The organism is Chryseobacterium indologenes, from assembly GCF_018362995.1.
Taxonomy (GTDB): domain Bacteria; phylum Bacteroidota; class Bacteroidia; order Flavobacteriales; family Weeksellaceae; genus Chryseobacterium; species Chryseobacterium indologenes_G.
Map to the genome: position 1 here is coordinate 4,091,341 of NZ_CP074372.1, position 24,051 is coordinate 4,115,391.

General features: G+C 36.1%; 14 protein-coding genes. 6 read left to right on the forward strand and 8 right to left on the reverse strand.

The features are described 5' to 3' along the window. Positions 1–120 precede the first annotated feature (120 nt). The 8 genes from DYR29_RS18555 to DYR29_RS18590 form a co-directional block, all read right to left on the reverse strand. Positions 121–1,419 carry an HlyD family secretion protein gene (locus tag DYR29_RS18555; RefSeq protein ID WP_213278021.1) on the reverse strand — a complete coding sequence of 433 codons (1,299 nt, stop codon included), beginning with the start codon at positions 1,417–1,419 and terminating at the stop codon, positions 121–123. Positions 1,420–1,464: 45 nt separating this feature from the next. Continuing rightward, a complete protein-coding gene (locus DYR29_RS18560) occupies positions 1,465–1,659 on the reverse strand; it encodes a hypothetical protein (RefSeq protein ID WP_142719740.1) in 195 nt (64 codons plus the stop codon). A 60-nt stretch (positions 1,660–1,719) separates the two neighbouring features. Continuing rightward, complete coding sequence (locus DYR29_RS18565) at positions 1,720–3,915, reverse strand: peptidase domain-containing ABC transporter (RefSeq protein WP_184560407.1); 2,196 nt, start codon at positions 3,913–3,915, stop codon at positions 1,720–1,722. Positions 3,916–4,102: 187 nt separating this feature from the next. Beyond that, on the reverse strand, positions 4,103–5,614 hold the full coding sequence (locus DYR29_RS18570; protein ID WP_213278022.1) for a thioredoxin domain-containing protein: 1,512 nt from the start codon (positions 5,612–5,614) through the stop codon (positions 4,103–4,105). A 1,126-nt stretch (positions 5,615–6,740) separates the two neighbouring features. Then, positions 6,741–7,802 (reverse strand): DUF3810 domain-containing protein, encoded by a 1,062-nt coding sequence (locus DYR29_RS18575; protein WP_213278023.1) that lies wholly within the window; start codon positions 7,800–7,802, stop codon positions 6,741–6,743. Further along, the gene (locus DYR29_RS18580; protein ID WP_047420122.1) at positions 7,792–9,237 is read right to left on the reverse strand and encodes an MFS transporter; all 1,446 of its coding nucleotides are present in this window, start codon (positions 9,235–9,237) and stop codon (positions 7,792–7,794) included. The genes DYR29_RS18575 and DYR29_RS18580 overlap by 11 nt, the downstream gene beginning before the upstream one ends. A 30-nt stretch (positions 9,238–9,267) precedes the next feature. Then, positions 9,268–10,005 carry a lysophospholipid acyltransferase family protein gene (locus DYR29_RS18585; RefSeq protein ID WP_213278024.1) on the reverse strand — a complete coding sequence of 246 codons (738 nt, stop codon included), beginning with the start codon at positions 10,003–10,005 and terminating at the stop codon, positions 9,268–9,270. Positions 10,006–10,008: 3 nt separating this feature from the next. After that, positions 10,009–10,467, reverse strand: a complete 459-nt coding sequence (locus DYR29_RS18590; protein ID WP_213278025.1) for a GtrA family protein — start codon at positions 10,465–10,467, stop codon at positions 10,009–10,011. A 365-nt stretch (positions 10,468–10,832) separates the two neighbouring features. On the opposite strand from DYR29_RS18590, the gene DYR29_RS18595 reads away from it, so the two are divergent. The 6 genes from DYR29_RS18595 (at position 10,833) to sprA (ending at position 24,016) form a co-directional block, all read left to right on the forward strand. After that, entirely contained in the window at positions 10,833–11,096 is a 264-nt protein-coding gene (locus DYR29_RS18595) for a hypothetical protein (RefSeq protein ID WP_047373857.1), read from the forward strand. An 85-nt stretch (positions 11,097–11,181) separates the two neighbouring features. Beyond that, the gene (locus tag DYR29_RS18600) at positions 11,182–12,033 is read left to right on the forward strand and encodes a BadF/BadG/BcrA/BcrD ATPase family protein (protein ID WP_213278026.1); all 852 of its coding nucleotides are present in this window, start codon (positions 11,182–11,184) and stop codon (positions 12,031–12,033) included. 16 nt (positions 12,034–12,049) lie between these two features. Further along, on the forward strand, positions 12,050–14,338 hold the full coding sequence (locus DYR29_RS18605) for an NADP-dependent malic enzyme (protein WP_213278027.1): 2,289 nt from the start codon (positions 12,050–12,052) through the stop codon (positions 14,336–14,338). Positions 14,339–14,848: 510 nt separating this feature from the next. After that, the gene (locus tag DYR29_RS18610; RefSeq protein WP_213278028.1) at positions 14,849–16,144 is read left to right on the forward strand and encodes a carbohydrate porin; all 1,296 of its coding nucleotides are present in this window, start codon (positions 14,849–14,851) and stop codon (positions 16,142–16,144) included. A gap of 195 nt (positions 16,145–16,339) precedes the next feature. Beyond that, a complete protein-coding gene (gene ruvA, locus DYR29_RS18615) occupies positions 16,340–16,924 on the forward strand; it encodes a Holliday junction branch migration protein RuvA (protein ID WP_213278029.1) in 585 nt (194 codons plus the stop codon). 57 nt (positions 16,925–16,981) lie between these two features. Further along, the gene (gene sprA, locus DYR29_RS18620; protein ID WP_213280653.1) at positions 16,982–24,016 is read left to right on the forward strand and encodes a cell surface protein SprA; all 7,035 of its coding nucleotides are present in this window, start codon (positions 16,982–16,984) and stop codon (positions 24,014–24,016) included. Positions 24,017–24,051: the final 35 nt, after the last annotated feature.

Consider the following 24,051-nt stretch of genomic DNA (forward strand, 5'->3'; position numbering starts at 1 on the left):
AAGCTGTAATCAATGAATTTTACTAATTGGATATGTTGAAAGTTTGACTAATCTAAATACCATTAAAAAAGCCGTTCTACAATCTGTACAACGGCTTTTATATTTTATTTAAATTCTTTATCAGACCTGATATCCAAGTAGCTTTCTTATTTGATAGAAGAATCTTTCAATCAATCGGAGATCTTGTGTTACGATCTCTGCGCTGCCTCTGAGTTCTTTATCGAATGTAAGCGTTTTGTTATAGCTGGTTTTTAATCCTTTTGGTAAAATAACATCTACGTAATAGTTTCCTTTATCATCAGGAATAAGAGATATGTTCTGTACTTTTCCTTCAATAATTCCATATTCCTGGAATCGGTAGTTATCAAGTTTAATCAATACTTTTTCGCCTGGAATTATTTTTCCTGAGTTTGTGGTAGGAACAGACATTCTGCCTACCAGCTGCTCTTTATTTTTAGGAAGAATAGAAAGGATAGGTTCACCCACTTTTACAAACTGATTTTCACCAAAAAATTGCTGGAAGCTGGCAATACCATCCGTAGATGATATGACAAGGTAATTCAGTTCCCACTGTTTTAAAGATTTTCTCAGTTGCTCAAGGAGCTGTAAAGTTTGTGAAGAGTATGTAATTCTGTCTTTTTCTGTGTTAATGGCAGTTCCGCTTTTAGTTTTGTTAAGATTGGAAATGCCCTCATCCATTTGTGAAATGGTGATGTTAAGATTTTCAAGATTTTGCTGGGCCTGAAGATATTTGATCTTTTCATTTTCAAGTTCCATAGCTGAAATAACTCCCTGATTGAAAAGTTCCTGAGACCTGTTGAAGTTTTTCCTCGTCAGATCATATTTTATAGATTCCAGGTTTTTCTGTTGTTTTAAGGTAGCTATTCTTACGCGGTATTCAGAAATACTCTGATTGGCTGCCAGGTTTTCCGGAGCATAAGGCTGTAATCTTGTAAAAAGGGCTTCATCTTGAAATGCTTTTGCAAAACTGTTGTATTCGCCCTGTAATTCCCCCAATTTGAACCTTGAAGCCTGGGCAAGAGGGAAGTTATATAAATTATCAGGAGTAATGGAGTCTATCAGCTTTTTAAGCTCTAGAATGTCCTTATAATTGGCCGCAGACTGCATTACCATCAGAACATCATTCTTTTTAACTTCCTGATGGTCTTTTATGAATATTTTTTCAATTTTCGAGCTTGTCCTTGCTTCGATCTTCTCCGGAGGATTCTGTGAAGTTACAATAATAGGTGCCGGTACAAATTCCGGATATTTTATAATGTAACTCATTAAGAGAATCAACAAGAGAATAATAAATATAACGGTATTTCCCCAGCGTATCATCCAATGAGGAGGCTGGGTAAGAATATCCTGTACGCTTTCTGAGCGGAGTTCAATATTGTCTAAAACGTCTTCTTTCATTTTTCTAAGATAAAATTTCCCCCAATATTTCAGGGGGAATATAATTTAACCAAATGGGCAATTCCCGTCGTACCATGATGGTGGTGAAGTATCTGCATCCGGTGGACATGCAATATGATGGACACGGCATGGCATCCAGCTGCCAAGACACCAAGAACCACAACAATTGTTGTCCGGAATAACTACACCTCCGCTGACAAATGCCAGATCTTTTCTCGAAAGTTTTTTTAGATTTTTCATGATTAAAATTAGTTTTTGTTTTTCCTACTCTATAAGCTTTTCGGTTCCGCTATAATTTTGTTAGCTTCCTAATTCAAGCTGGTTTCTTACAAGTCTGTAATATTCTCCTCTTAAATCTACAAGGTCTGCATGACTGCCTTCTTCTACAACTTTCCCCTGATCCAGCACGATGATTTTATCCGCATGTCTTACTGTAGAAAGTCTGTGGGCAATAACCACCGCTGTTTTTCCTTTGAAGAACTGTTCAAGGTTTTCCATGATCACTTTCTCATTATTGGCATCCAGTGCTGATGTAGCTTCATCAAACAAAATATATTCAGGAGATTTATAAACGGCTCTTGCAATGAAGAGTCTTTGTTTCTGACCACCGCTGACTCCAACACCTTCATTTCCGATTTTCGTATTATAACTTAACGGAAGACTTTCAATAAATTCTTTGATATTGGCTATTTCTACAGCACGTCTCAGTTTTTGTTTGTCAATATGGTCTTCACCTACAGCAATGTTATTGGCAATAGTATCGTTGAATACATAGCCTTCCTGCATTACCACTCCGCAATGATCTCTCCAGTATCTTGGCGAAATATTCTTCATATTGGTGCTTCCGATTCTGATTTCACCCTGATCAGGGTCATAAAACTTCATTAAGAGTTTCAACAGGGTTGTTTTTCCACTTCCGCTGGCACCCACAATTGCTGTAGTCTGCTGATAAGGAATTGTAAGGCTTAAGTTCTCAAAAACCGGAACATCGGAACCAATGTAACGGAATGACATATCTTTGATCTCGATGTCTTTCTTTGGAACATCTGTAACATACTGCTCATTTTTATCTTCCTCATCATCTTTATCATGAATTTCCCCTAATCTTTCAAGGGAAATTTTAGCATCCTGAGTCTGCTTGATAAAGTCGATAAGCTGAAGAAGAGGGCTGTTCAACTGTCCGATAATATATTGTACAGAAAGCATCATCCCTAAAGTAAGGTTACCACTTAAAACCAGCTTTGCAGAAAGGAAACTTACCAGAATATCTTTCATCTGATTAATAAAGTTACCCCCAACAGATTGCCATTGCTCTAATGAAAGAGATTTTATTCTGATTTTAAACAGTTTTACCTGAAGAAATTCCCAGTCCCATCGTTTTTGTTTTTCAGCATTATGCATTTTGATCTCCTGCATACCGTTAATAAGCTCAATCACTTTACTTTGTTCCTGAGAAACCTGTGAGAACCTTTTGTAATCAAGTTCTTTTCTCTTTTTCAGGAAGAAACTGATCCAGCCAATATACAATACCGCTCCAACAAGGTATACAATGAATAATCTGTAATCATAAAACAGCAATACAATACTGAAGATGATAAGATTCACCAAGGAGAATAAGGTATTTAACGATGAGCTGGTAAGCAGCTGCTCGATTCTGTGGTGGTCATTGATTCTCTGCATGATATCTCCTGTCATCCTTGTATCAAAGAAGCTTATAGGAAGCCTCATAAGTTTGATGAAGAAATCGGAGATGATAGAAATATTAATCCTTGCTGAAAGATGGAGAAGAATCCAGCTTCGTATGGTTTCAATTCCCATTCTTCCAAGGAACAGCATAATCTGTGCAAGTAAAACTACATAGATAAAATTAATATCCTGGTTCTGGATCCCGACGTCTACAATACTTTGGGTAAGAAACGGGAATATAAGGGATAATAAACTTCCCCCCAGAAGCCCTATGGCCAGCTGGATCACAAGTGTTTTATACTTAAGAAGGTATTTGGAAAGAAATGTAAAGCTGGCCTTACTTTCCTCAGCATCAAATTCAGTCTGGAAAAAAGCTGGTGTCGTTTCAAGAATCAGAACAATTCCTTCTTCTGTATTTTCGTTTGCATTTTCTCCGATCCAGGATTTGATGAACTCTTCTCTTGTATAAGTGATCAGTCCATAACTGGGATCCGAAATATATACTTTGTTATTTTTGTCAATTTTGTATACCACAACAAAATGGTTTTTATTCCAGTGTGCTACACAAGGGAAAGGAACCTCTTCTGTGAGGGTGTTGAAATCAATTTGGACTCCCATTGACCGGAATCCGAGATTTTCTGCTGCATCGCTTAGTCCAAGAAGGCTGCTTCCTTCACGTGTTGTTTCGGAAAGGTTACGGATCTGCTGCAGGGATATACTTTTACCATAATACTTACTTACGATCCTGAGACATGTAGGGCCGCAGTCTTTAGTATCTGGTTGCTTATAAAAAGGAAACTTTTTTTTCAAAACTACTACTCATTATAAAATGCCGTCAGCGGGTGACGACATTTACTTTAATTCAATTATATTTCAATGAAATGGTAAACCGCAAATAGTCCCATGGTCACTGTTTTTCTGCTCTTTTACATCTTGTCAGATGTGGTTTTTGTTTTTCCTAAGATAGTGAAATTTTCAAATGAATGATATTTATTTATTAAATCTCATCATCTTCTATTAATTCATCAATGAAGAACAAAATATCTTCACGATCATACTTATCAGGGAATTGGTATCCGTTGATGATAAAAATAGGGGTGAAGTTTAATCCTGCATTGCTGTTTTCATTAGACATCTCTACCAGTGGATTCAGGTTTTCTGATGTTACATTTCCTCCGGAAAGCGCATTGATTTTGCTTTCGTCCTTAGTTTCAAACCATTCTTCTACTGCGTGTAGAAACTCTTTTTCAGGCTTGTTATAGTAGATATGAGTTAAGTCTGAAATAAGTTGAGTATACTTTTCAGGAGCTCTTTCTGGGCTGTAATTAAATCTCATTTGTAAGGAGATATTATCAGGGTATTTTTCCAAAAGACCTTCTGCCAGTTTATGAGCATCTTTACAGAAACCGCAATATGGATTGGAAACGATAGAAATACGAAGTTTTGCATCTTTTTTTCCGACAGCAAAAGTTTCAGTATTCTGGAATTCGATTTTTGGATTCTGCTCCATCTGATTTTTGAAAAGCTCATAATTTCTTTTGAATCTAAGGTTTTTCGCATTAGACTTTTGAAGAGCCTCTTTTTGCTCAAGAAGAGTATTGAAATAAATAACAGCAGAGAATACCAAAGCCCATAGAATGACAGTCAATAAAAGTGTTCCCACGCTGAAAGACAGGTTCTCAAAAAATAAACTGCTTACTACTATCTGTGCAACAAGGATTGAAATGATCAAAAGGCAAACTCTGCAAAACGTTTTTTCTACAAAAGCCTGAATGTATAGAGAATACCCTATGGCAAGGACAGAAACAAAGGTAAATCCTTTTACAATATAAGCTGTAGCCGGTAAAAATAATCCCAGCACTGCAAGTCCTGCAAAATAGATCAGAGAAAAGTCTGCAAATTTTAACCCCAGAATACTGGTCTTATCCTGCTTTATAATTTTATCACATGAGTTGGTTGTCTGGCTGGCAGCAGCTCCACCACCACAGATACTTCCGATTACAGTAGATGTATTTCCGAATTTCTGATTGAAAATTTCCAGTGAAATATATACTCCAGTCAAAGAAAGAAGATTGAATAAGGCTTCATAAATGGTCTGGCTTATCAATGAATAGGCAAGAACAGCGGCAAAAATTAAATAAAGAACCGGTTTGAAATTGAAGGCCAGTTTATTTTCTGCATTTTCGGTTTTTTCAAATAACAGTACAAAATCAGTTGATTTGGTATAAAGTTCTTCTTTACCGAAGGTTTTTGCTTTCTCTGAGTATACTGAATAATTGCTGCCTGACTTTTTAACGAGAGAAAATGAATTTTCAACAATGGCAATAAATTCTTCCGGAAGTTCGTCCCAATATTCTTTGTCAAGTTCATAAGCATCATTTTTCACTCCCATAAAGTTAAGCGTGTCACTGAAAGCCAACGCAGATGGATAATTGGGATGTGAGTTGAACTGGAAAATAAATTCCTGTTTATCTAGTTTTAGGTGGTTAATTAGTTTGTCAAAAATCATGTTAATATTTTTATCTAAAATACACAGATGTTTTAAATATACAAAAATTTTTTTCTTTTATTAGTGAGATATAAATGACTGTTGGTAGATTTGATTTGACTTTCAATATTTTATTTTACAAAATTTGAGTTTCAAATTTCATCCTGAGATATGATATTCTAATAAAATTCTATGGCTTATCACTGCTTTAGAGTAGAACTTATTCATAGAATTATTTTTAATAAAGCAAAGAGGTTTAGCTAGGAATAATGAATTTTCAAATGAATTATTTTTAAATAGGTAAGGTCCAGCTCCCGCAGGCAAGGTATTTTAAAGTTTTCATGGTTATAGTTTACATAAAATTTTACCTGCGGGAAACAATGGAACCTTGCTTTGTAACAGAGTGTATTGTGTTTTTACCTGGAGCAAAGATGCATCTGCAGACTTCATAATCCAAGAAAAGTATGTCGGAATTGACAAATTTTGGGTTCTTTATTTGCCAGATTGAAGTTGTGTTTATGAAATAATATACTGATTTTCAATGTGTTAATGCTAGATATGGTGAGGTGATATAAAAAACTAAAAAATGCAATATTGTGCTTTAAAGAATATAGACAAAGGATCTTTTTTATGCTTTCCGTTGATATTTGCATGGGAACTTATACCTTTCTCACAGTTATCTGGAAATTCCTGTTTTAAAAAGTGGAAAAATAGAAATAATAAGTCTCTTATTTTCTGATTAAAATATCTTGAAATTTTTGAATATAAATAGTAGAAATATACCATAAAATACAGCAGATAACTCCAATTTTTAAAACGATGAAAACAGGGTGAAAACCGAATGTTTTTTATTTAAACAAATGTTTGATTCTATGGTAATTTAATAGGCTATACGGGCTTAAATGGTGTTTTTCATATTAAATACCAGTGTTGATTGCGATTTGTAATGATGTGGTATAAACTCAAAAAAACTTAAAAAATCATAAAGTTTTCATAAAGTTTTAAAAAAGGATGTAAATGTTTTTGTATTTATAAAATATGTCGTACTTTTACATCGCCTTGAATGAGGGAACAAGTCAAGGTAATAAATTTTTTTTCATCATTTGTGTTTTTAGAATCGTATCGCCTGATACGATTCTTTTTTTATTTATTTTTCATAGTTTAGGAGAAGGTCTATAAAGTAAGAATAGGTGACGGAGCCTTCCTGCTGATTGCTTTTCAGGAAGAGATTATTGGTGTATCCAAAAAAGTCATCCAGCCAGCCCTGATGGCTTAGCATAAAGCTCTTTTCATACAGCCGGTCTCTTTTCATGGCAGGAGAGTATTGATGAAGAATCTTCTTGACAAACTCAGGATCTTCCTCTACAATAAATCTTAAAAGGCTTTTTAAAGTGAAAAACTCAGTACTGTATCTCAATTCTTTATTACTGGAATGAACTCCTATTAGATATCCCACAAAATTAGCCTCCTGTTCTCTGGCAAAACCAAGCTGATGGGAACTTTCATGAGCGGTTGTGAAAGGGATGAATGTAGAAGGTAATTCAGCGTTATACTGAGCTTCAGCAGTAAAAGGATTGTAATATCCCAAAATGCCAGTAAAGCTCATTACATTTTTGAATAAACTGGGTTTAATATCCAAAATCTGAGGCGCTTTTTTATTGGAAATATAAGACGGTAATTTTGTCTGTTGATGCAGGATTTCCTTTTGTATAGAAGTAAGATTCGTAATAATGAACACGCCTTTGTTATCTTCACGGACTGCCTGCCTGGTTGCTTTGCATTTTTCAAGATAAGTAAGGGCTAGTTTCTTGGCTTTTTCTACATCCGGCTCTTTCTGACTGGAAAGTTTCTTGATGATGGGAGTCTGAAAATACAGCATTCCCCAAAAGACCTGATAGATAAAGTAAAAAATATTGATGATGATCAAAATCCTGAGCATAGAATCATGTCTTCTATGCTTTTTGAATAGCAGGATGAAATAGTATAAAAGAAAAGCACCCAATACAATATATATAAGATCTCCCATAGAAAATAGAATCCAGCTGAACAATGCCTGGTGTATTCCTTTTTGAAGTTCAAAAAAGTTTTCAAAAAACGAGATCATCACCCCGGATTTTGAGCAGACATAGAACAAAAGAAATTGGGCAAGTAATACACCTGCCCAAAACCTTTTCTTTTTATATATTGTTTTCGTTATATTAATGACCATTGCCTTTAGATATTTTATCAAGATCAATGCCCTGGGCTTTTAGAATCCCACTCACACGGATCGCATAAAATGCAAGATAAGCAAAACAAATAACCCCTACGATATAACTGAAATGAATATTCGTAATATCTGCAATATACCCCTGTATAATGCTGACGATACCTCCACCCATAATCATCATAATAAGTAATCCTGAACCCTGGTTAGTGTGCTTTCCAAGTCCGTTGATTGCCAATGCGAAAATACAAGGCCATAAGGTAGAGCAGAAAAGACCTACACTGGTAAATGCATACACAGATACCATTCCTGTAGTGAACATTCCTATCAATAGAGCGGTAATCCCAGCCAATGAGAAGATCAAAAGCATTCTTGCCGGGTTTCCTTTACTTAAGATATCACAGATAATCATTGCAATAATAATGAATCCGTATACATAAAATGGAGACAGATCATGCTTTGCAATAGCATTCACAAGTAAAAATACGCCAAATGCAAGATAAGGAGCTAAGAATCTTAAGACCTTTTTGAATCCGGCATTCACATCAAATGCTTCTATAGCACCTGTCCAACGGCCGATCATCAATGATGCCCAGTATAAAGAAATATAAGGAGCTACATCTTTGGTTTCAAATCCTAAGTTTTTTTCCATATAAGCCGGAAGATTACTGGCTGTGGAAACCTCTACTCCTACATACACGAAGATCGCGATCATTCCCATCACCAATTGAGGATACTGAAATGCTGATTTTCTGTGCTCACCCGGAGTTGAATCCTCTGTATTTTCAGTATTCGTTGGAGTTACGGCAGGAAGAGAAGAGAATTTAAGCATTAAAGCTACAAGAGCAAAAGCTGCTCCTAATATCAGATAAGGAGTTTTTACACTTTCTATACTCGCTTCCGTGTTGCCTGCACTTGCAGAACCAAAAATGGCAAATGCAACAATAAGCGGTCCTATTGTAGTTCCTAAGTTATTAATTCCCCCAGCCATTGTTAACCTCTGAGATCCTGTTTCTGTAGGACCTACTTCAATAGCAAGCGGGTTGGCAACAATCTGCTGAAGAGAGAATCCTAAACCTACAATAAATAATCCGGAGATCATTAGAGGGAAAGAATGCATATTGGCGGCCGGGTAAAACAATAAGGTTCCCAATGCGGAAATCAGAAGCCCCACAATAAGACCGTTTTTATACCCTATTTTATTGATCAAATCCTGTTTCAGGCTCTTTGATACAATCATATAAATTAAAGAACCTACAGTATACGCTACATAAAAGCATATCTGTACCAGCATACTTTCAGTTTGAGATAGATTGAAGGCTTTTTGAAAAACAGGGATCAGAATATCATTACTGGCTGCTACAAATCCCCAAAAGAAGAATACAGTAACCAATGGAATGAATTGGGCCCAATTGGTTTGTTTAGAATAATTTGACATATTTATTATAGATTTCACAAACAAATATAACTATTTCCTTTCAACGGAATACCTGATTAAGGTTTTTTTTATTTCTTCGTAAGCCTTTGCCTTTGAGTCTTTTGGCGAATCGGTAGGCTCTATGATTCCGTTGAAATACACCTTTACTCTTCCGGGATAGCCTTTTGAGTTTTCAAAAGGGAACATTTCCTTGAGTCCGATAAAGGTATAAACAGCAATAGGAGAGTTATGTTTTGAGGACAGCATAAAAGCTCCGTCCTTAAAATCATCCAGGATGATAGAAGTGTCGTCCGGTACACCACCTTCAGGAAAAATGGCAATACTGTTGCCTTCCTCCATCTTTTCAGCGCATCTGCGGTATACATCAGCGCGGCTTTTGGCACTCGTTCTGTCTACCATGACACATATCCTTTTATAAATGGTTCCGAAAATAGGAATTTTTACCAGTTCTTTCTTCCCTACAAAACATATCGGATGATCGGGAAATACAATGCAGGTAAGCATAATATCCATGATGGATGTATGATTGGAAATAAAAACATAAGGTATACTTTTGTCTTTCTCCTGTTCTGAAAGTTTAATGAGGTCATATCTGAAACCCATACCATAGAACATTCCAAAACACCAGATTCTGACGAGTTTATAACCGTATTTATAATGCTTTTTGTTAAAAGATAAAATATAGACAGGGATCCCAATAGTAACTGTCAGAAAAAATGCCAACAGCAGCAGCCAGAATCTCCAGAGATAATTTAAAATTTTTGTCACAGCCTAACCGTTAAAAATTACTTTCTTTTTTACCGAATAATTCAGAATGGAAACCAGCAATATTGCTGCAATTTTACTGATCATTTCCGGGCTCAAGGTATAAAAAAATAAATTGATATTATCTTTAAATATGAAACTGTAAAATATCTGGAAAAACCCAAGGCTGAGTAACGTTGAAAAAAAGGAGACCACCATGAAATAAACAAACTCTTTTTTCTTCGAGTGTTTTCCTCTTTCAAACACAAACCAGATACTCAGGAAATAATTGGTAATAATCCCGCAGCTCGTAGAAAAAATATTACTTAAAGGATAATGTACACCATGGAAGTTGATTTCCTTTGCAAAGAAATGTGGAAGATAGGTGCTGAAAATTTTAAAGCTGCCTATTTCTACAACGGCACTCAGTCCTCCTGCAATGATGAAGAACAGAACCTGTTTCTGGCGTATGAGTATTTCTTTCATTTAATGACTATAAAAACTAAATATATTAAAGTGCATATTGTATAAAGACTGAAATGGTTTATATCTCAGAATATAATGACTTTATTGTATTCCGGCTTTTAATAACCGTTTTAGAATGCCAATGCCGTCAAACTCCACAATATGAGTATGCAAATTTATAACTATATGTTAAACACTGAAAAAAGTTGTTAAAATATTTTTTTTAATTAAAATTATTTCTAATTTTAATATTCAGAATGATGTAATAATGACCTGATAATAAATTCATTTTCAACTTCTTGTGTTGATGGTTTTTTCTATCTTGTAGTGCACGATTAAGAGCATATACTCCTACATTTTATGACCCAATTATTAATAATATTTGTATGAAAAGTCAAAACAAATACAGAAAATTCCAGCTTCAACAGAAAAATATTGAGGCTCTTGAGAAAGAAAATTCCCGCTTCAAAAGAGTGTATTCAGAATATGAAAATATGTCAGATGAATTGTGGAATCTTGAAAACTCCAAAGGAGAACCGGTGCCTGATGATTTTATCAATGCAATGGTATTACAGACTTCCTATCTGGAAGATGAAATAGAAGATTGGCTATTGCAATTCAACGAAAAAAAGACACAGATTAAACATTAATGATTTTAGACAGCTTCCAGGTTGTTTATAAACGCTAATTGAAGATAAATTCCTAATTTAGCATCCTTAAATTAAAATCTAAAATATGGTTGCTATTGTAGATAGTGGTTCTACTAAAACGGATTGGGTAATTCTTGATGACTTTAAAAAAGTTTTTCTGAAAACAGAAACAATCGGTTTCAATCCGAATTTTATCAACAGAGAACTTATCGCTCCTGAAATACAGAAGAATAGCAATCTGATATCAGTTAAAAATTCAATTACCAAAGTTTTCTTTTATGGTTCCGGATGCGGAGTGAAAAAAAACTGCGAGACCATAGAAGAAGAACTGAAGAAGGTTTTTGGAAAAGCAGAGATTATTGTGAAGGAAGATCTGATGGCTGCAGCATATGCTGCATACAGTGGAAAACCCGCTATCGTGTGCATTCTAGGCACAGGATCAAATTCCTGTTATTTCGACGGTAAAAATGTAAAGATAGAATTACCTTCATTAGGATTTATTATTGGAGACGAAGGAAGTGGCAGCGCTATAGGAAAACAATTGCTGCGCAGATATTTCATGAAAAAACTGCCTTCAGACCTTCGTGCCGAATTTGAAGCCAACTATCTGCTTACCGTAGAAGATGCATTGCAAAATATGTATCATACTACAAGACCAAATGCTTATTTGGCCGACTTTACCAAATTTGTGATCGAAAGAAAAGATCATCCTTATTTCAGGGATATGGTTTTTGAAGAAATGAAAAACTTCTTTGAATACCAGGTAATCCCTTATGAAGAAGCTAAAGACGTTGAAATCAATTTTATCGGATCTATCGCTTATTATTATGAAAACGTACTACGTTCTGTAGCTACAGAACTTAATTTAAATGTGGGACATGTTGTTCAGAAACCAATTGAAAGCTTAGTAGATTACCACATTAAATATATACTTTAACAAAAAACCAAATTTTATGTCAAGTAACAACAATCGTGACGAAAAGAACTTTAGCCAGGCAGCGCTGGATTATCATAAAGCAGAACCAAAGGGAAAAATTGAAGTAATCCCATCAAAGCCACACTCTTCTCAAAGAGACTTATCACTGGCGTATTCTCCGGGAGTAGCAGTTCCTTGTATGGAAATTCATGATAAACCGGAAACTGTTTATGATTATACAGGAAAAGGAAACCTGGTAGCAGTAATTTCTAACGGTACTGCCGTACTTGGACTGGGAGATATCGGTGCTGAAGCTTCAAAACCGGTAATGGAGGGGAAAGGACTTTTGTTCAAGATCTTTGCAGATATCAACGTATTTGATATTGAGATCGACGAGAAAGATCCTGATAAATTTATTGAAATCGTAAAAGGAATTGCTCCTACTTTCGGAGGGATCAACCTTGAAGATATTAAAGCTCCTGAAGCTTTCTATATAGAACAAAGACTGAAAGAGGAATTGAATATCCCTTTGATGCATGACGACCAGCACGGAACTGCAATTATCTCAGCAGCAGCATTGATCAACTCTCTGCAGATTGCCAATAAAGATATTGACAAAGTGAAAATGGTAGTCAATGGAGCAGGTGCAGCAGCTATTGCATGTACTAAGCTTTATATCTCATTAGGATTGAAAAAAGAAAACGTCCTGATGTGTGACAGTAAGGGGGTTATCAATCATAAAAGAGAAAACCTTACTCCAGAAAAATTAGATTTCATCGCTCAGACAGATATTGAAACGTTAGAAGATGCTGTAAAAGGATCTGATGTTTTTGTTGGATTGTCTAAAGGAAATGTAATGACTCCGGAAATGTTGTTAAGCATGAACGAAAATCCTATCGTATTTGCTTTGGCTAACCCTGATCCGGAAATTGCTTATGATCTTGCCATTGAAACGCGTAAAGATGTAATCATGGCAACAGGAAGAAGCGATTATCCTAACCAGGTAAACAACGTATTAGGATTCCCTTATATCTTCCGTGGTGCATTGGATGTACAGTCTACAGGAATTAATGAAGAGATGAAACTGGCTGCCGTACACGCGATTGCAGATTTAGCAAAAGAACCGGTACCGGAAGCTGTAATTTTAGCATACAACGTTCAGAACCTGCAGTTCGGAAGAGATTACTTCATTCCGAAGCCGTTTGATAACAGATTGATCACAAAAGTATCAAGTGCTGTGGCAAAAGCAGCTATTGAAAGTGGTGTTGCCAGAAAAACCATTACGGATTTTGAAGAATATGAGCACCAGCTTTTAGACAGAATGGGAAGAGATGAGAGACTGGTAAGAATGATGCAGAGCCGAGCTAAATCTAATCCGAAAAGAATCACTCTTGGAAATGCTGAAGAATATAACGTATTAAAAGCAGCTCAGATCCTTTATGAAGAAGGAATTGCTTTCCCAAGTCTTTTAGGGGATAAAAAATACATCAAGGAGCAGATGGAGCGTTACGGAATTACTCTGGATGTTCCAATCATTGATCCAAGTGATGATGATCAGAAAGAAAACAGAAAAAAATACAGAGAAACCCTTTGGAAACTTCGTCAGAGAAAAGGAATGAACGAGTACAAAGCGAAGAGATACGTTCGTCAGAGAGATTATTTCGGACCTCTTATGCTGAGACATGGTGATACCGACGGTCTTATCGTAGGATTCTCTAAAAACTATACTTCCGTTTTACGTCCTGTTTTAGAAGTTATTGAAAAAGATAAAGGAGTAGATAAGGTAGCGGCAATGATGATGATTCTGTCTGAAAAGAAACCTATTTTCTTTGCAGATACTTCCATCAATCAGAATCCTACCTCAGAAGATCTTGTAAATATTGCTAAAATGGCAGAATTTACGGTAAAATCTTTTGCTATAGAACCAAGAATTGCCATGCTTGGATTTGAAAACTTTGCTGCTATTTCCGAAACTTCTAAAAAAGTAGCTAAAGCAGTAAGCATCCTTCATGAGAAATATCCTAAAATGGTTGTAGATGGAGAAATTCAGCCGGATTTTGCAATGAATGCAGACCACCTGAGTGATTATCCATTCTCAAAATTAGGAACAACACCTGCAAACACTTTCATCTTCCCGAATCTTGAAAGTGCTAACCTTTCTTACAAAATTCTAAGAGGAATGAAAGTAGCACAGGTTATCGGGCCTATCCTGATGGGATTAAAACAGCCGGTACACGTTCTTCAAATGCGTTCAAGCGTAGATGAAATTGTAAACCTTGCTACGATTGCTGTTCTTGATGCTCAAAGAAGAGAAAAGAAATCATAAATTATAACAGTCTAAGGACTGGATCACAGCCAGATGAATATTTTCATCTGGCTTTTTTATTAGTTGCTGGTAAAAAACAAGTCTTTTTGATTGTTTTTTTATTATTTTCTAAAGAAATAGCGCTTTATCTTTTTACTTTTTATGCGTTGTTTTTTTATTTGTTATTCGAGATTTATGAGTAAAGGTGTAAAATTTACAATAGTGTTGTATTTTTAATGTAATAGTGCTGTTTTTTTCAATGTTAATAGGATTATTTGATATCTTAGACACTATAAAAACACAAGATCTACTAGAACACAGAAATACAAATGCATGAAAAAATATTCAAATATATAGACATTAACTCCATAAGCTTATTGTTTGCCTCCTTATAACAAAATAAAGGATAGAACAAAGGAAAAAGTCTTTAATAAAAACTGCAGTAATATTTTATTCTTTTATGAATAACAGGTAAATATCTGTTAAGGATTTGTATTGTTTTTTAGTTGATTCTTTTTAGAAATAAAACTATTGAAAAACAATATATTTACAAAGATTGGGTTCTCGCTATTTGCCATAACAGGAGCGTTGTTTAAGTCACAAAAAATCAACTTGCATTCTCATGAACTTTCAATGAATGGTTATCTGAGAACGGGCATTGGATGGTCTGATGGAGGACAGATGGTAAATTTTAATGCCCCGGAGAGTGTGCATAAGTTCAGATTGGGTAATGAGGCTAATCACTATGGTGAGCTTCAGTTTAATTACAGGTATAAAAATAAAGATTCAGTCAATCTCTATGAAGTCTCTTATATGATGTCAAAATTTATTCCTTATGGGAGTGATGATTATAAGCAATTTCCGGAAACGGCACAGCTATATGGAAAAATAAATAAAGTCATTAAAAATGCTAACCTATGGGTGGGTAAAAGATATTATGATCGCAGAAACGTAGAAATGCTGGACTATTTTTGGCTTAACTCTGGACAAAACTCCCAGTTGGGAATTGGATTAGAAAATTATCAGGTTAAAAATTCCGGTAATCTGAATCTTGCTTTGATGAGATTTAAATATGGGAATAATGATTCCCATTCATACGTGACCGATTTTAGGTATCTTGACCTACCACTTTCAGAATATTCTAAACTCAATTTTCTGGGTCAATTTAGTTTTAAAGATCAGAATAATATAAAAAGAACACCCAAATCTTCAGGATATTCACTTGGTGGTTGGTGGACATATTCTAAAAAGAACATTACCCATACTTCAACGGTAATATTTAGAAAGGGAAGTTCAATTACAGAAAGTGCATATACCGGAAAAACAGTGCCTGAAAATATAGATGATGCATCAATCTATTATCTTGATAATTCCAGTTCGTTTGATGTTATCAATAACTTTGTTTATGATGATAAAAGGAAACATGTCATACAGGTAGCTCTTACTTATCAATACAGAAACTTAGGCGTGAAAAATACAGATGAAAGCAACATAGTGTTAAATAATATTTCAAGAAATTGGTTTAGTGTAGGCTTTCGATACTTGTATTATCTTGATAAACATTTTAATCTGGCTCTGGAAGCAGGAAATGATTATATGAAAAATAATAGATCAAGAATAGAAGGCAGTCTGCAGAAAATTACATTTTCACCTCAGATTTCCTGGGATTATGGCTATTACTCAAGACCTGTTTTAAGACCTTTTATAACCTATGCCCGTTGGTCTGGAAATTTTAGCGGGCTGATTGGGAACTCTGATTTTAATACCAGGCTTCTAAAGAAAAATAACGGGATATCATTTGGTCTTCAGCTTGAAATATGGTGGTAAGAAAAAGAATAAATAGTCGAAATTGAGATCAATTCCTAAACTATAGAATGCGGAACTTCTGATTTTTAAAATCTTTTACCTTTATAATTAAAAGATTGAATATTGAGTCAAAATTTAAGTTAAAAATCATTCGCACGTTAAATGAAAACATTAATTAGTTTAAATTGCTATATTTGGGAGTTTTAAAAATTAATAATGATATTTTCTTTACAAGGCAACGTTCAAGAACTTACGCCTACCTATGCTGTCATCAATGTACAAGGAGTTGGTTACTACGTGGGAATCAGTTTGATGACCTCACAGACGCTGGTTTTGAATCAGCCGACTTTTTTATTTATCCAGCAGATCATCCGTGAAGATGCTCATCTTCTCTTCGGATTTAACACACGTTCAGAAAAAGAAATGTTCAATCTGTTAATAAGCGTTAACGGAGTGGGGGCTGTTTCAGCATTGATTCTGCTGTCCACATTGAGCCTTGATGAGATCGCTTCTGCAATCCTTTCCGGAAACAGTGCATTGATTCAAAAAGCAAAAGGAATCGGTGCAAAAACTGCTGAAAGAATTATCGTAGATCTTAAAGATAAAGTACAGAAATACAGTGATCCAAACGCGAATATTTCTGTGATAGCAGATAATAAAATTAAGGAAGAATCGTTATCTGCATTAGAAGTTTTAGGGATTCCTAAACGAGCAAGCGAGAAGATTGCGGATAGAATTATGAAACAAAATCCAAGCATCTCGGTAGAAGAATTGGTTAAACAAATCTTAAAAAACATTTAACATTTGGTGGCGAATATTAAGCATCTTAACATATTTTTGTTCCTGTCGTTCCTGTGTATGTCTGTCAGTGCTTTTGCGCAGGTACAGAAAGATACGGCGATCATAAGAAAAAAATACGAAGTGGCTGACCCTACGAGGTACGAAGCCTATTACGATATAAAAACCGGGATGTACTATGTATATCCTAAAATCGGAAATACCATAACAGGTCCTCCTACAGCCATGTCTCCGGAAGAGTATAAAGAATATATGCTCGCTACCCAGACTAAAGCCTACTATAAGGAGAAATCTGATAAATACAATCTCCTTTTCAGAAAAGACAGATCAGATGCAAGGAAGAAGGGACTTATCCCTTCATTGTTGATTAATAACAGGCTCTTTGAAACGATTTTCGGAGGTAATAAAATTGAAATCATTCCTTCAGGATATGCATCCCTGGATTTTGCCGGACTTTACCAGAAAATAGACAACCCGATGATCCTGCCACAAAACAGGACAAGTTTTACTTTTGATATTGATCAGAGAATTCAGTTGGGACTATTGGGTAAAGTAGGAGAAAACCTTCAGCTGAAAGCTAATTATGATACTCAGAGCGGTTTTGCCTTTGAAAACCGAATGAATCTCGTTTGGCAGGCAAAAGGAAGCTGGAAAGATCTTCAAAGCAAAGGTCTTGGAAATGTAGATAAACCTAACGAAGGAGGAGAAGATAAAATCATCAAAAGAGTTGAATTTGGTAACGTAAATATGCCACTTTCAACCAGTCTGATCCGTGGTTCTCAATCACTGTTTGGGGTGAAAACAGAATTCCAGCTTGGAAAAACTTTTGGAACCGTTGTCCTTTCCCAACAACAGGGGGAGGCCCGTAATATTGTAGTACAGGGTGGTGGTGTTATGAATAACTTTAAAGTCAACGCTATTGACTATGAAGAAAACCAGCACTACTTTTTAGGACATTATTTCTTTAACAAGTATGATGATGCCTTGCTTAACTACCCTCAGATCAACTCAACCATCAATATTACCAGATTAGAGGTATGGGTATTGGATCAAGGGAACAGTAACCTGGCTTATCAGAAAAGTATTATCGGGATCAGAGATTTGGGAGAAGCAGCAGGAGGAATTACTTTACCGGATAACTCTCTGAACGGATTGTATGATGATGTGTCAGCAGTAGCCGGAACAAGAGAAGCAGGGAAAAATTATAATGCTCTTTTTCAAGGGCATGTCTTCCCAGGAACGCCTTCTCCCTACAGTAATGGAGAAGAATTTGTTCTTGCTACAAAAGCCAGAAAGCTGAATGCTAACGAATTTACCTTTCAGCCGCAATTGGGATATATCTCATTAAATCAAAAGCTTAATGACCAGCAGCTTTTAGCAGTTTCTTACTCCTATACCGTTAACGGAAGTAATAAAATATATAAAGTAGGGGAATTTTCTGAAGAAAGTCCCGTATTGGTTACTAAAGTGTTGAGAGTAAACAATAAAGTGAACACTCAATCTCCGATGTGGGACCTGATGATGAAGAATATCTATTCGATAGATGCAGGACAGGTAGCACAGGATGGATTTATCCTTAACGCATACTACAGAGATCCAAAAACAGGAGGTAAGGTAAATTATCTTCCGGATACTCCTGTAAAAGACCAGAACTTACTGAAATTATTTAACTGGGACCGTCTTAATATGAATGGAGACATCCAGAATAATAAAGACGGAAGCAAAGGGGATGGTATTTTCGACTTTGTCAATGGGATTACCATCAGACCGGAAACCGGAAGAATAATCTTTACCAAAGTACAGCCTTTTGGTAGCTATATGCAAAAGGTTTTAGGAGGAACTTTTGATCCTCAATACGTTTTCCAGGATCTTTATACCAAGCAAAAACAAGAAGCTTCCGCCAATAACCTTTCACAAAGGTATACAATGGAAGGCCGTTATAAAGGTGTTCAGGGCCAAGGTATATCTTTAGGCGCAGTAAATGTACCTCAAGGATCAGTAAAAGTTGCAGCAAACGGAGTACAGCTTACAGAAGGAGTAGACTATACCGTAGATTATATGCTTGGGACGGTGACCATCATCAATGAAAATGTAAAACAGTCCGGACAGGCTATTAACATTTCACTGGAAAACCAATTGACATTTAATACCCAAAGAAAAAGATTTTTAGGATTAAATTTAGAAAGAAGATTCAGTGAGAACTTTATTTTAGGAGGAACGGTGATCAACTATTCAGAGTCGCCGCTTACCCAGAAAGTAAACTTCGGGCAGGAAGCGGTAAACAATACCATGGCAGGGATCAACTTGATGTACAACAATCAGGCTCCTTATCTGACAAGGCTTACCAATAAACTTCCGATGGTAAAAACTGAAGCGCCATCCAACTTGAACTTCAAGATGGAAGCTGCGTATCTGATGCCTGGATTAAATAAAGGAACAAATAATCAGTCATACATTGACGATTTTGAACAGACAACTTCCAAAATATCATTAAAAGAACCGGCAGCATGGAGCTTAGCTTCAAAACCGGAAAAAAATAAATTACCACCATTTAATACAGTTCCAGGAAATGATGATATAACAAGTGGATATGGAAGAGGACTATTAACATGGTATAATATCGACCCTAGATTCTGGGGTGTTGGAGGAAAAGCACCTGCAGGAATTACACCGCAGTCTGTATCCAACCATGCTTCCAGAAGAGTACAATATTCTGAGATTTACAACAACAGAGATTTTGTAGCAGGAGAACAAACTTTCACCAATACTTTCGATATCTCTTATTTCCCTAAAGAAAAGGGACCATACAACGTAAACCCAGTAACAGAACAGGCACAAAGCAGATGGGCAGGGATCATGAGATCAATCAGCGTTCCAAACTTTGTTACTTCAAACATTGAATATGTAGAATTCTGGATGATGGACCCATACGCAGATGGTAAAACACTGGGTACTGATCCAAAACTATTACTTCACTTAGGAAACGTTTCTGAAGATGTATTGAAGGATGGAAAAATGCAGTATGAAAACGGATTACCAACTCCTGGTACACCATCTTCTACCACGAATTCAAACTGGGGAATACAGCCAAAACAACCTCCAATTCTTTATGCATTCTCTACGGAAGGAGATGATAGAAAAGTGCAGGATGCCGGATATGACGGTCTTACTTCTGATCAGGAAGCAATGAGATTCGGGAATACTTTTGTAAATCCGGTTACCAATATTGCTGACCCTGCAGTGGATGACTTCGTATTTTATCTTTCAGATAAATTTACGGGAAGTCAGGCTGCTTCAGTTGTTGAGCGATATAAATATTTCAGAAACCCGGAAGGAAACTCAGAAGCAAACTCTCTAAACGTAGCTTCACAAACTCCGGATGCTGAAGATATCAATAAAGATTATAACCTTGATCAGACTGAAAACTATAATCAGTATGTTATAAAACTTGACCAGCCAAGTTTGTCACTTGGATCAAATAATATTGTAGATGTAAAAACGGTAAAAGCAAGCTTCCAGAACGGACAGTCTGCAGATGTTAAATGGTACCTGTTTAGAATTCCTGTTGCTAATTATGATAAAGCCGAAGGAACTGCAGATCCATCTGTATTGAATAATGTAAGATTTGCAAGATTGATGCTGGCAGGTTTTGATCAGACTTCTACTTTAAGATTCGGAACAATGGATCTTGTAAGATCAGATTGGAGAAAATACAATAGTAATATTGCAAGCACAAATATCCCAGGTTCAGGAGAGGGGGTAGGCGTTGTTACAGATCCGAATTTTGAAGTAGGGAGTGTAAACATTGAAGAAAATGCACTGAACCAGCCTCCATATGTGTTGCCTCCGGGAATTGACAGACAGGTATTAAGTGGAAATGCAGGGGCGCAAAGACAGAATGAAGCTTCACTTTACATGAAAGTAAAAGATCTTAAGACGGAGGCAAGAGGAGTATTCAAAAATACAACGTTGGATATGAGAAGATACAAAAAACTTAAACTTTTTGTACATGCTCACGACCCATCCAATGTTATTACTGGAATTGATGAGAAAACAAAATTCTTTATTCGTTTCGGAAGCGATGCTACAGATAACTATTATGAGTATGAATCATCTTTAAAAATGACTCCTACTACAGCCACTGCTCCTATGGAAATCTGGCCAATGGAAAATGAGGTTGATTTTGATGTTCAGAATTTTGTAGATGCTAAAATTAGAAGAGACAAATCAGGGGTTGCAATTACCAATAGAACAGTTGACCCGGGATATCAGCAACCTTATAAAAATATTTATATCAAAGGTAGACCAAGTTTAGGAAATATAACCACAATTATGATTGGGGTGAGAAATTCTGACTCAAGAGGTGGATCAGCTATAACAAGAGTTCTATGGGTAAATGAAATTCGTCTTTCTGAAATTGAGAATGATGGAGGATATGCAGGAAATGCCAGCTTGAACTTTAATATGGGAGATTTGGCAACAGTTAACGCCAATGCTTCTTATACATCTGTTGGTTTCGGAAATATAGATTCAAAACCTGCGGAAAGAACTCAGTCTACTCAATCAGCATTCAGTATTAATACAGCGATCAATGTGGATAAATTCCTTCCTGAAAAAACAGGGGTGAAGATTCCTTTAAACTATTCTTACTCACAAACTATTGAAGATCCGAAATACAATCCTCTGGATACCGATGTAGAATTTAGTAAGGCACCAAACAGGGAGCAATTGAAAAAAGTAGCGAGAACTTATACCCAGCAGAGAAGTATAGGAGTCGTGAATATGCATAAGGAGAGAGTAAATCCGAATAAAAAGCCTAAGTTTTATGACATCGAAAACGTTTCGGTAACGGCTGTTTATAACGATGACTATTTCAGAGATATTTATACCAAGAGAAATTACAGACAGTATCTGAGAGGATATATTGATTATAACTACACCTTTAAGCCGTGGGTGATCAAGCCTTTCAATAAAATGATCAGCGATACTGCAAAGTCTACGAAGTATTTAAGATGGGTTAAAGAATTCAATTTTAACCCGATTCCTACAAGAATATCTTTCAGAACTGAAATCGACAGAAATTACAACGAACTTGAGTTCAGAAACGTGGAAGCGATCCTGAACGGAAATATGAATAGTGACTTTGATGCCATCAGAAACAGAAACTTCTTCTTTGGATGGCAGTATGGGTTAGGATTCAATTTTACGAAATCATTGAAACTTGAAATCAATTCTGCAACCAGAACTCTTAATGATAATCTGGATGTAAATTCGATGGACAACAAATCGATTTTCGGGAATGTATTCAGAGCCGGAAGACCGGTATTGTATAATCACAGAGCACAGCTGAATTATAAACTTCCGTTCCAGTATCTGCCTTACCTGGATTTCATTGATGCAGAAGTTGGATATGGATTTACCTATAATTGGGCGGCAAGATCTACTTCATTGACAGGATTTGTAGATCCTAATACAAACCAGACTGCAAGTTTGGGATCTGTAGGACAGAATACCAATGTTATCCAGGCAACAGCTTCAGCGGATCTGCCTAAATTCTTCGGGCAGTTTAACTATTTCAAAAATATAAATGCCAAGCTTCAGAAGCGCAGACAAGAGATGGACTCTCTGAATAATGTGTATTCAAAACAATGGGAGAAAAACAGATACAGATATAAGAAATATAAATTTAAGAATAAGCTTACTCCACTTCAAAGTGCAGCATTCTTCCTTACTTCTTTCAAACAGTTAAACGTAAGTTATAACGAAACGAATGGGACAGTACTTCCGGGTCTAATATCGGCTCCAAACTTTTATGGATACGGGCAGACATTAGGTGGTCCAACACTAGGATTCCTTTTAGGGTCTCAGGCTGATATCAGAAGAACAGTAATGGAAAACGGATGGGTAAGTGGTTCTACTTATATGACTGATCCATATGTAAGAATGTCGACCAAAGAATTGAGGGCAGACTTACAGATGATGCCAATGAACGATTTAAGAATTGACCTTAATGTGTTGCACAATTACAACAGTAATTTTTCACATACAGGATTTAATTATACAAACAACGGCGTTGCGGATCCTGACTTTACATTTGCCAGCGAAATGATAACGTATTCCAACTCGGCAGTACTACTTAATACATCATTTAAAGATGGGCAGGCGGTTTACCAGGCGATCAGAGAAAATGCAAGAGCACTTTCACAACAATTAGGAGGTCCGGGAGCAGTATTGGATAACGATGGATTTGCGAAGCATTACAGTATTGGAAATGCCTATGTACTGATCCCTGCCTTTAGAGCAGCCATGGAAGGAAAATCTGTAACCCCAATGACTAATCCTAAAAAAACAGGATTCCCGTTGCCAAACTGGAGAATTACGTACTCGGGATTAAAAAATATTCCTATAATCAGTGGGCAGTTCACCAAGTTTGATATTTCACATGGTTATACAGCAACCTATACAGCAACAGGTATCCAAAGCAATGTAGATTATCATGGTAACCCGGATGGATACTACCAGACAGTAGATGGTGCAGGAAATGTAATCAAAAACGATGGCGACAAGATCAATCCATATACATTTGCACAGGTAGGATACGTAGAATCTTTTTCACCACTTATTGGAGTAGATGTTACCATGAGAAACAATATGCAGTTCGGGATACAGTATAACAAAACAAGAATGATGGTGCTAGGATTGGTAAATCAAACTCTTACCGAAGATGCCAACACAGAATATGTTGTAAGACTTGGATATATTGTCAGAAACTTCAGATTGGGAACAGCCAACATCAGAGGTAGAGGAACAAGAGGAAAAGGAAGTGACCTTAACATAAGAGGTGATATTTCATTAAGAGACAGCAAAACTTCCATTATGAATATACTGCTAAATGATGCCCAGGTAACAGGAGGACAAAGACTGATGAACATCAAACTTTCCGCAGATTATAACGTTTCTGAGAATCTGAACCTAAGAGTATTCTATGAACAGATGACCTCAAAGTATAAGATCTCTACAGCCTTCCCGCTGTCTACAGTGAGAGCAGGTATTTCTGCCACATTTACATTCGGAGATTCCGGAGGCGGATTCTAAAAATGATACAAACTTAAAAGTCCTTCAGTTTTGAA